Raw genomic sequence first — 10079 nt, 5'->3', positions numbered from 1 at the left:
CACTCTACCGCCAGCTTTGGCTGCAGCAAAACCGACATCTTGACGGTCGGCACGGCCGCTTGGCGGCCGTTCCGCCCAGGCTTGCTTAGATTGGGCCGGCCATGAGCAGCACAACCTATTCAACCCTTCCTGTCCGCCGGCGCCGGCGAGAGGCCGGCGATCCGACGGCGCCTGCCATCCTCGAATTCCAGTGGCCATCGACGGCGGTCGTCAACGCGCCCATTCCACGGGTCGCACGCAGCATCGTCTGGATCATCTCCAGCATGGTCGTCGCCTTGATCGCGCTCGCAGCGCTGATCCCTGTCGACCAGGTTGTCACAACACGGGGGCTGGTAGTCTCGCAATCGCCCAACATCGTCGTCCAGCCCTTGGAGACTGCGATCGTCCGCTCGATCGAGGTGCGCGAGGGGCAGCGTGTGAAGGCGGGCCAGTTGCTGGCGCGCCTCGATGCCACCTTCGCCTCGGCGGACCTTACCGCGCTGGCCACCCAGGTCGCCACGCTCGAAGCCGAAGTGGCGCGCCTGAGGGCGGAAGCCGACGGCAAGCCGTTCAGCTATGATGGACTAGACCCAAGCTGGACATTGCAGGCCTCGATCTTCGATCGGCGCAAGGCGGTCTACGATGCCAAGCTGGAAAGCTTCGACCGGCAGCGTGACGAGTTGAGCTCCGTCATCTCGCGCTCCCAGTCCGATGCAGACGGCTATCGGCAGCGGCTCGCCGTCGCAGCGTCGATCGAAAAGATGCGCCAGCAACTCGAAGAAAGACAGGTTGGGAGCCGTCTCAACACGCTTCTCGCCGAGGACAATTCGGCGGAGATGTCACGATCGCTCGCCAACGCCGTGCAGACGACCGAGGCCGCCAAGCGCCAGCAGGCAGCGGTCGATGCAGAGCGCAACGGCTACATTCAAAGCTGGCGTGCCGACGTCTCGCAGAGCCTGTCGGAAGCCCACTCGCGCATGTCGGATGCCCGCGAGCTTTTCAACAAGGCGAAGCTGCGCAAGCAGTTGGTGGAGTTGAAAAGCGAGGCCGACGCCACGGTTCAATCGGTGGCCAAGGTTTCCGTCGGCGCGGTCCTGCAGTCCGGCGAGCGCTTGATCACGCTGGTTCCCGCCGATGCGGTGCTTGAGGTCGAGACCAACATCGTCGGACGCAGCAGCGGCTTCGTCCATGTCGGCGATCCCGTGGCCATCAAATTCGATACCTTCCCCTATTCGCAATATGGCGTGGCTCACGGCACTGTTCGCACAGTCAGCCCGGATTCATTCTCGGCCAGGGAGCAGGCACGCGATCCAAACAGCTCGCTGGCCATGCTTCCGGCGGATACCGATCAATTCTATCGCACGCAGATCTCGATCGACGATGTCGCCCTCCACAGCCTGCCAGCTGGTTTCGCGATCAGCCCCGGCATGCCTGTCACCGCCGATGTCAAGGTCGGCCGGCGTACCGTGCTGAAATACATGCTTGGCGCCATGCTGCCGATTGGACAGGAAGCGATGCGGGAGCCCTAGGATGGCTATCCTCGACCGCCTGACTGGACGCTTCCGTCCCGCGCTGGCGCTTCGCCGGGCGATCCAGCTTTCCGACAGCGGCAGGCTTGCGGAGGCATTTGCGCTGATGGCTATCGCGGCAGGCGCCGGCATTGTGGAGGCACAATATCGGGTCGGCCGTTGCTACTTGGAGGGCACCGGCGTCCCGCCGAGCCACTCGGAAGGGGCGCGTTGGCTGCGGCGAGCGGCCAATCGCGGCAGTCCCGATGCGCAGGCGCTGCTTGCCGCGCTGTGCATAGCAGGGCTTGCAGGCAAGGAATCAGGTTCCGAAGGCTTGTTCGAACGGGATTCCTCGCGAGAGTCGGACTTCACGGCAGCGCTCGAACTCGCGCGGAAGGCCTCTGAGGCGGGCTCTGCAACAGGGCAGGCACTAATTGGCTACATCCTGAGCAAAGGGCCCAAGGCGATGCGCGATCTCGATGCAGCGCATGGCTGGTACGAGAAGTCCGCGGCGGCCGGCTGTCCTGAAGGATGCCTCGGCTTTGCCCTTTCCTTGGCCCGGCTGCGGCAACCGGAGCAGCGAGCCAGGATTGCCGCCGAGGTCCGGCGCGCCGCGGATGCCGGCCTGCCGACTGCGCTCTATCTGCTTGCCATCCTCAGCGAGCACGGAGTGGGCGTGCCCGTCGATCTGGAAGCGGCTCAGAGACTCTATCGAGAGGCCGCAGAGAATGGGCACGCATCCGCTCAATTCCGGCTCGCGCTAGCCCTGATCGAGGGTAGCCTGGTGGATCAGGATGCCGTCGCTGGGGAAGCCTGGATGCGCCGCGCCGCGCTGACGGGAAATGTCGATGCCGCTTATCGCGTCGGCGAACTCTATGCCGGCAACCCCCAGCGGGACTATGCCGAGGCCGCGACGTGGTACCGGCGGGCCGCGGATGCGGGCCACCAACCGGCCGCCCGGGCCTTGGCATCGCTCTATCTGTCGGGCAATGGCGTGGCTAAGGACGCCGAGGAAGGTGCACGCTTGCTGCGTGCCGCCGCCGCCAGCGGCAATCGTGAATCCCAGGTTGATCTCGCAAACCTGGTTCTTGACGGTGGGGGCGAACCAGATGATGAAATCAGCGTAGCTGGATGGTTCGGGGCAAGTGCGTCATCGGGCGACCTGGTCGCTGCGTTCAATCTCGGTCTCTGCTTCGCCAACGGGCTTGGTGTGCGCAAGGATCAAGAGCGCGCAGCGCATTGGATAGCCCGCGCGGCCGAGGGCGTGGCCGAGGCGCAATACATGTATGCCCGAATGCTACAGGATGGTCGGGGCATGGCGGCCGACCAGAGGGAGGCCCGCCTCTGGTTTGAGCGGGCGGCCGGGGCAGGCATCGTCGATGCGCAGGTGGCTCTTGCCGAAATGCTCTACAACGGCCGCGGCGGAGAACGCTCTTTGATAGCCGCGGCACATCTCTTCAAGCAAGCCGCCGCCGCAGGCCATGCCGGGGCGATGTTCGCGATCGGCGCATTGTATGAGACCGGGCAGGGCGTGTCGCTCGACTACAAAGCGGCGCAGAAGTGGTTTGCAGCCGCCGCCGAAAGGGGCCACGGACATGCCCAACTCATGCTTGGCCGCTATCTCTCCAGGGGCATTGCCGGCGATCAAGACCCGGCTGCTGCTCGCATTTGGCTCGAACGGGCTGCTGCACGCGGTGTCGAGGAAGCCTCTGATGAGCTTGCCGGGGCATAGCAGAGGTATGCCTGGCTAGAAGCACCCAAACTCTATCGGCAGCAGTTGACCATTCCGGCTTAGGGCTGGACGCCGCCCCCATTTGCGGCTGATGGGCAGCTTCTTGCCGCAAAGCAACAAAAGTAGCGTAACGGCAGCTTTGCGCCTATTTCAGCCGTTGAGCCCGGCTTTGCCATCGCCGGAAAGCAGACGACCACTGCCCCGCGGTCCATCCTAGCGACGCGGCGATGCGCCAGTTTGCAATCAGCAGGCGGTTTTCCGTCACCCCAACCCGCCATTCGCGAATACGGTTTGAGCGTCGATCCAGGCACCGTCCTGCGAGCAGAGAAGCGCGATGACGCTGGCGATGTCTTCCGGCAGGCCCAGGCGACCGAGGGGGGTTTGTTCGGGAATTCCGCGAAGCGCTTCTTCGCCGTGCTGACGGAGGAGTTGCGTGTCGACGGCGCCGGGCGCCACTGCGTTGACCGAGATGTTGCGACCGGCCAGTTCCTTCGCAAGGACGCTGGAAAAGAGCACCTGGGCGCTTTTTGTGGCGGCATACGCGCCCGTACCTGGAGGTGGCGTCTTGATGATGCTTGAGGCCAGGCTGATGATCCGGCCGCCGTCACGCGTACGTCGCGCCGCTTCGCGCAGCACGTTGAAGCTGCCTTTGACATTGGTGGCCATCATTCGGTCGAAGGCCGCGTCCGTCATCTGGGCGAAGGGGCCGACGTTCATGACACCAGCGTTGTTGACCACCACATCGACGCCCCCGAACGCTTGGTCGTTGGCGTCGAAAAGAGCCTTGACCGCTGCGGGATCGGCGACGTCGGCCTGGCGAGCGATGGCGCGCCCCCCCGCGGGCGGCGAGTTCCCGGTTCGTGAGGTAGTTAACGGTGACGGCAAAACCATCGCGCGCCAGACGCATGGCGGTGGCAGCGCCGATGCCTGGCGACGAGCCGGTGACGACGGCCGCCCTGCCGGCGCCTGGGAGAGCGGCTGGGCTGCCCATGGCTGCCTGCGCCGAAGCCGTGCTTGCCAGGGCGAGAGCCACAGGAGCGGCGGCCGCGAGGGCCATGAAGGCGCGGCGTGAGCTGTCAGCATTGGACATTTCGACGGTCCCTTTGTCGATACGAGTGGTTTGCTTTGCGATATTTGCGGCCACGCCCGGCGATTCGCGGGCCAGGGCTTGTCGGCCGGTCGGGAGGAGATGAGAGTCACCGCCTTCCCAGCGAGGCGGCAATGCGCCGGTTTGCGACCAGCAAGGCGATGCCTGTCAGGACGCTAGCGATCGGGACGACCAGCAGCCCAAAGCCAAGGCCATTGGGCCCCTGCGCAGTTGCCACCGCGTCGCTGACCATGCCGACGATGAGAGGCCCGAGCGCCGGCCCAAGAAGGCCGGAGCCGATCATCACGAGGCTGGACGCCTGCGCTTGCTTATCCTCGCCGGCCACGAGATGGGCAGCGCCGAAGGCCCATGGCAGCATGAACGAGAAGGACAGCATTCCCGGCACCAACAGGGCGATCGACAACCAACCGGCCGGCGCGAACAAGGCTGCACTTGTGGTTGCGCTGGCGATCAGGAGGAGAATGGCAGGCGGTCCGAGCACCCTTCCAGTGCCTGAGCTCACCGCGCGGTCGAACCAGCGTCCGCCCAGGAGCGTGCCGATAATACCCATCAGGCCCTGCAAGAGGCCAAAGGCCAGTCCCACCTCGCTCGCGCTAAACCCGTGCGTGCGGATGAGAAACGGAGCGGAGAAGGCGTAGAAGGGTGTCGCGGCGAAGCCGAGGAAAATGGCGCCGATGAACAGCCAGCGAAACGCCGGGGACGCCAACAATCGGAGACTGGATTCTACGAAAGGTTCGCTATTTGCGACCGTGCGATCGAGCTTCGGGGTCGGCCCCACGATAACCAATGCCAACAGGGCGATCAGCCCGCCGATCGCTCCGGCGCCGATCATGGCCGTGCGCCATCCTAGCGTATCGCCGATCGCCCCGCCGGCGGCGAAGCCGACCATGGTGCCGAGTGGGATGCCCATCGCGAAAAGACCGATCGCCAGGCCCCGGCGCTCGGGCCGGATCTTTCTGGCGATCAAGGCATGGCCGGCAGGCACAGCGCCGGCTTCTCCGAACGCGACGCCGAAACGCGCGAGCGCCAGCAGCAGAAAGCTTGCGGCAAACCCGCCAAGCGCCGTCATCGCGCTCCAGAGCAGAATGCACGAAACCAAGACGAAGCGAGGCGATCCGCGATCTGAAGCCCGGGCGAGAGGCAACGACAGCAGCGAATAGCAGACTGCGAAGGCGAGACCTGTAAGTAGGCCCATCTGGGTGTCGCTCAACCCGAGGTCCGACTTTATAGATTCAGCAAGGATGAAGGGAAGTATTCTGTCGATCTGTGAGAAAGCATTAATAAGAAGCAGTGCCATGAAAATCGCGACCACGCGCCAACCGCGCACATATTGATTTGAGCGATTCTCTGATAGGAGCGGAAAATTTCGCTGTATGTCTATTGACCGCGCAGCGGCTTCTGTCATGTTCCACGCACTCCTCGCTTGGTTCGCATCCTCAAGCTAGATGGAGTGTCTGATGATCAGAATGCCGGAAGCCTCAAAAAACTTGCCCAATCCTGCAGGCGACGATAGGTTGTCAATTGAGGGCCATGTGCTGCGCTGGCCTCGCAACCCTCCGGAGGTGCGTGTGCCGCCATCGCTGTTCGGGGCAATCACCGCCTATATCGAGGCCCAGGGCGGTGGGCAGGGCGTGTTCCCGACGCCGATCGACAGCTTCAATATCGTCCGTTCATTCAAGGAGAGAATGCGGATGCGGCAGGTTTACAAGCCGTCGATCTGCATCGTGCTCCAGGGGGCGAAGGAAATCATCCTCGGGGAGGACACGCTTCGCTATGGCGCGATGGAGTGTCTGGCGGTCGGCATGACGCTGCCGGCGACTGGGCACATCGTCGAGGCAAGTCCCGATGCACCGTATACCGGTTTAACGCTTGAACTGGACGTGGCGATGATCCGCGACGTGCTGGAGCAGCTCGAAGCGCCGCCGGCGCCCCCCGCCAACTCCGGTCCATGCCTGTTCGTGCGGCAGGTCGATGACCCTCTGGCCGAGTGTGTTCTTCGCCTTCTGCGGATGTGTGACACGCCCAAGGCGGTCCCGATCCTTTTTCCGTCCGTCATGCGCGAGATCTGCTACTGGCTCCTGACCGGCCCGAACGGCGGTGAACTCTGCAAGTTGGCTGAGCCTGAGTCGAACGCTGCGCGGATCGCGAAAACCCTCCACCTCATGCACGAAGATATCGCCCGGACGCTGCGTATGGAGGAATTGGCGGAAGTGGCGCGAATGAGCCTTTCGTCGTTCCATCAGCACTTCAAGGCGATGACTTCGATGACGCCGCTGCAGTTCCAGAAGCAGTTGCGCCTTCTCGAGGCGCGACGCCTGATGGTGATGGAAGATGCAAGCGTCGCCGACGCCGCCTATCAGGTCGGCTACGAGAGCGCGTCCCAGTTCAGCCGCGAATATTCCCGGATGTTTGGCGTTGCTCCGAAGCGTGACGTCATGAATCAGCAGCGCATGTATAGCGAATATGTCGGTCGCAGGGTGCAGACGGCGTAGCTGTCTCACTTTGTGCTGAGAGGGACTGCTCCCGGCAACTGCCAGGAGCAGCTCTTTTGGTGGTCTGATCGCTTGTCAAGTTGCGCGGCATCTCGGAGCTGTCGGGCGATGTCCTCCAGCTAGCTGCGGGTCCTACGCCAAGCGCGGGCTTAACATCAGCTTGTCCCGCAGGGATTGATAGACAGTCCGCACAACGGGCTGGAAAACCAGGACTGCGGGTAATCCTCGATCTACGCATTGACGGCGGCCAGACGGACCGACGTCATGTGGGCCTCCAGTCGTCTGTGCGGCCAAAGCTGCACCTGACCTTCCGAAGGTATCCCCCATCTGCAGGAACAGGCAAGTTTCTTGAAGGTTCGGATATTCTGATCATCGGGCACTCTCTTTAGCTTGGATTTCCGGTCGCCACCTGCGCGTTGCCGGTTCGGCACTGATGCCCGAACGGCAGCGTCAGGCCGAACCTGTCAATGACCCCAGATCCGAGCTTGGTATGCTTACACTCATTGAAGATGCACTCGATAGCTTCCTGAAAGAGGACGACGGACAAGCCATCGTCATGTTGAATCTCCTGCGGTTCCGAGAGGACGGCGGCAGGGAGCGATACGCGGACTACCTCGCTGTCGCCACACCTATCGTCGCTCGTTTCGGAGCGGAGATAGTCTATGTAGGCAATGGCCTCACGGCTCTTTCGGCAGAGCCCGGACAGGCCTGGGACGGGGTTGCTCTCGTCCGCTACCCCAATCGGCAGGCATTTGCCGATTTGGCGAGGGATGCCGACCACCGGGACAAGGCGGCACCGATGCGCGAGGCGGCGCTTGCGGAGGCCGTGTTGCAGCCTCTCCAGACGGTTTCCTTCTAGAGGCAACGAAAGGATTCCGGATGCGAAAGAATTGGACCACCCAGGACATGCCGTCCCAGAACGGCAGGACTATCGTCGTCACGGGCACCGGTGGCCTCGGCTTCCAGGATGCACTTGCGCTTGCGCGCGCCGGCGGCGACGTCATTATCGCCGGGCGAAACCTCGCAAGGGAAATGAGGCCGTTGCCCGCATAAGACAGTCGGTGCGACAGGCAAGCGTGAGCTTCGAGCCTGTTGATCTCGCAGATTTGGCCTCGGTCGCCGCATTCGGCCACCGCTTGCGCGAGAGCCGGGAGCGGATCGACACCCTGATCAACAATGCCGCCGTCATGACGCCGCCGCAACGCCAGACCACGGCGGATGGCTTCGAGCTTCAGTTCGGGACCAACTATCTCGGCCACTTCGCGCTGAGTGCGCATCTTTTGCCTTTGCTCAGGCGTGGGCGGGATCCTCGTGTGATCACGCTGTCCAGTATCGCCGCGCGCCGGAATGCAGCTATCAATTTCGATGATCTTCAGGCCGAAAAGGCTTATCAGCCAATGCCCGTCTACGCGCAGTCCAAGCTCGCCTGCCTGATGTTCGCGCTCGAACTTCAGCGCCGCAGCGACGAAGCCGGCTGGGGCCTGACGAGTATTGCTGCCCATCCCGGGATTTCGCGAACCGATCTTCTTCACAACGCACCGGGGCGATACAGTGCCCAGGGCCTTTTGCGATCGGTTTTGTGGTTTCTGTTTCAGCCCGCGGCACTGGGAGCACTGCCCACATTGTTCGCGGCGACCTCACCTGATGCTCGCGGCGGCAGGTACTACGGTCCCGACAGGCTTTCGGAGACACGCGGCTATCCGAGCGAGGCGGCAATTCCGGCGGCCGCATTGGAACCGCATGTCACCCGCCGGCTTTGGGATGTCTCGGAAAATCTGGCAGACGTCGATTTCGGCGCTGCAGCGACGACGCCTCTTCATGCCATTCCGATCCAGGAGGCCTGACGGATGGACCCGCTCGCAAGCCTCGTCGACTGGATCGCTTTTTACGGGATGCTCGGTTTGTTCGCTGCCGGACTGGCTGAACGCTTCATCCCGGCTCTGCCTTCACATGGCTTGCTGGTTGCAATCGGCATGGCCGCGGCCGGAGGAAGTTGGTCGCTGCCCGCCGCTTTCATCATGACTACCTGCGCTAGTGTAGTCGCCAGTATTGCACTGTTTCTGGTCGTCCGGACAGTCGGACAGGGTGTGTCCGCCAAGCTCCTGTATGGAACCGGGCGACTCCTGGGTCAGCCATCGACGCGCATCGACGGTATGCTGACCTCCTTTCGAGCGCGCGGAAGGGGCCTGTCCCTGATTGCCCAGATCGTGCCTACAGTCCGCTTCGTAGCGCCGCTGGCCGCTGCCGTTGTTCGCCTGGACACGTGGCGCTTTGCCGCCGGCACTCTGCTGGGTGTCGCGCTATGGAATGGCACGTTCCTCGCCGCGGGCTACACGGCCGCACGGTCGATCCCCGACGTCAACGCATCTGCCTTCGCGCTTAAGCTCCTGCTCCTGGTTCTTGGCGTGGAGACGTTGTCCATGCTGGTCTGGCGGCTGTTCGGGCGAAGCAATTGGCGCCGGACTTCCTCCGAGGATCGAGCATGCTGAACAGGTCATCAGAGACCCTTCAGTTCTTCCGGGCATGGCTATCAGAACCGCTCAGGGTTGCGGCCGTGACACCATCCGGACGGGCGCTCGCGGCCTTGATCGTGTCGGAGATTTCCCCGGCGACCGGACCGGTGCTCGAGCTCGGTCCCGGAACGGGCGTGTTCACGCGCGCTCTGTTAGGGCGTGGGATCGCCGAAGAAAACCTCGCGCTCATCGAATTGGGAGCCGAGTTTGCCGCGAAGCTGAGCGCCGATTTCCCGCGCGCAAAGATCTTGTGCATGGATGCGGCGCGCTTGCGCGACATCGAGCTTTTTGGTGACAGCCCGGCAGGGGCCGTGATCAGCGGCCTGCCGCTTTTGTCGATGCCACCGCGAGCGGTCTATTCCATCCTGCAAGGAGCCTTCGCGCATCTTCGCGCGAACGGTGCGTTTTATCAGTTCACATATGGCCCGCGCTGTCCGGTATCGCGACCGCTGCTCGACCGCTGGGCCTCGAGGCCAGCTATCTGGGCGGCACCTTCGCAAACTTGCCTCCTGCCGCCGTCTACCGCATTCAGCGTCGTAAGACTCCGCGTGTCCCCGAAATCCGGGTACGTCCCACGACGGCGGACAATCGCTGACACGGCAGCCCATAGTTGCCACGAGGATCAAGCCTTGCGCTGGATCCCATGACCAATCGTAGTGGTGATATGGTCCCAGCCAGACAGGGCGATTTCCGCGACGGCTGCGAGCTCAGCGCGATCTGCTCCATCACGGGCGCGGATCGCCATGC

Annotated in this window: 8 protein-coding genes and 2 pseudogenes; 8 read left to right on the top strand and 2 right to left on the bottom strand. The window is 63.3% G+C overall.

Features of this window, described 5'->3' with window-relative positions:
* Nucleotides 1-101: 101 nt before the first annotated feature.
* Nucleotides 102-1508, top strand: coding sequence for an HlyD family type I secretion periplasmic adaptor subunit (locus tag EOA27_RS09025; protein WP_126078794.1), 1407 nt, complete (start codon nt 102-104; stop codon nt 1506-1508).
* Nucleotide 1509: 1 nt separating this feature from the next.
* Nucleotides 1510-3219: an SEL1-like repeat protein gene (locus EOA27_RS09020; protein WP_126078793.1), complete on the top strand. Its 1710-nt coding sequence runs from the start codon at nt 1510-1512 to the stop codon at nt 3217-3219.
* 261 nt (nt 3220-3480) lie between these two features.
* On the opposite strand, the pseudogene EOA27_RS09015 reads toward EOA27_RS09020, so the two are convergent.
* Together EOA27_RS09015 and EOA27_RS09010 are read right to left on the bottom strand one after the other, a co-directional pair.
* Nucleotides 3481-4309: pseudogene (locus EOA27_RS09015) on the bottom strand (SDR family oxidoreductase).
* A gap of 106 nt (nt 4310-4415) precedes the next feature.
* Entirely contained in the window at nt 4416-5732 is a 1317-nt protein-coding gene (locus tag EOA27_RS09010; protein WP_126078792.1) for an MFS transporter, read from the bottom strand.
* Between the two features lie 163 nt (nt 5733-5895).
* Between EOA27_RS09010 and EOA27_RS09005 the strand changes: the two genes are divergently transcribed.
* The 6 genes and pseudogenes from EOA27_RS09005 (at nt 5896) to EOA27_RS08985 (ending at nt 9927) form a co-directional block, all read left to right on the top strand.
* Complete coding sequence (locus EOA27_RS09005; protein WP_126083506.1) at nt 5896-6819, top strand: AraC family transcriptional regulator; 924 nt, start codon at nt 5896-5898, stop codon at nt 6817-6819.
* A gap of 490 nt (nt 6820-7309) precedes the next feature.
* Nucleotides 7310-7678, top strand: a complete 369-nt coding sequence (locus EOA27_RS09000; protein WP_126078791.1) for a DUF1330 domain-containing protein — start codon at nt 7310-7312, stop codon at nt 7676-7678.
* 20 nt (nt 7679-7698) lie between these two features.
* Entirely contained in the window at nt 7699-7872 is a 174-nt protein-coding gene (locus EOA27_RS43130; RefSeq protein WP_348526526.1) for a hypothetical protein, read from the top strand.
* A 23-nt stretch (nt 7873-7895) separates the two neighbouring features.
* On the top strand, nt 7896-8663 hold the full coding sequence (locus tag EOA27_RS08995) for an SDR family oxidoreductase (RefSeq protein ID WP_348526525.1): 768 nt from the start codon (nt 7896-7898) through the stop codon (nt 8661-8663).
* Between the two features lie 3 nt (nt 8664-8666).
* Nucleotides 8667-9308, top strand: a complete 642-nt coding sequence (locus EOA27_RS08990; RefSeq protein WP_126078790.1) for a VTT domain-containing protein — start codon at nt 8667-8669, stop codon at nt 9306-9308.
* Nucleotides 9302-9927: pseudogene (locus EOA27_RS08985) on the top strand (phospholipid methyltransferase). The gene EOA27_RS08990 and the pseudogene EOA27_RS08985 overlap by 7 nt, the downstream one beginning before the upstream one ends.
* The last annotated feature ends 152 nt before the right edge of the window (nt 9928-10079 follow it).

The sequence above is a fragment of the Mesorhizobium sp. M2A.F.Ca.ET.037.01.1.1 genome, from assembly GCF_003998075.1.
Classification (GTDB): domain Bacteria; phylum Pseudomonadota; class Alphaproteobacteria; order Rhizobiales; family Rhizobiaceae; genus Mesorhizobium.
The sequence above is the reverse complement of the archived record's forward strand: the minus strand, read 5'-3'. Positions and strand labels throughout refer to the sequence as shown.

Bases quoted from the DNA above. Each gene is read 5' to 3' on its own strand.
- EOA27_RS09025 (WP_126078794.1), top strand. From the start codon at position 102: ATGAGCAGCACAACCTATTCAACCCTTCCTGTCCGCCGGCGCCGGCGA.
- EOA27_RS09020 (WP_126078793.1), top strand. From the start codon at position 1,510: ATGGCTATCCTCGACCGCCTGACTGGACGCTTCCGTCCCGCGCTGGCG.
- EOA27_RS09010 (WP_126078792.1), bottom strand. From the start codon at position 5,732: ATGACAGAAGCCGCTGCGCGGTCAATAGACATACAGCGAAATTTTCCG.
- EOA27_RS09000 (WP_126078791.1), top strand. From the start codon at position 7,310: ATGCTTACACTCATTGAAGATGCACTCGATAGCTTCCTGAAAGAGGAC.
- EOA27_RS43130 (WP_348526526.1), top strand. From the start codon at position 7,699: ATGCGAAAGAATTGGACCACCCAGGACATGCCGTCCCAGAACGGCAGG.
- EOA27_RS08990 (WP_126078790.1), top strand. From the start codon at position 8,667: ATGGACCCGCTCGCAAGCCTCGTCGACTGGATCGCTTTTTACGGGATG.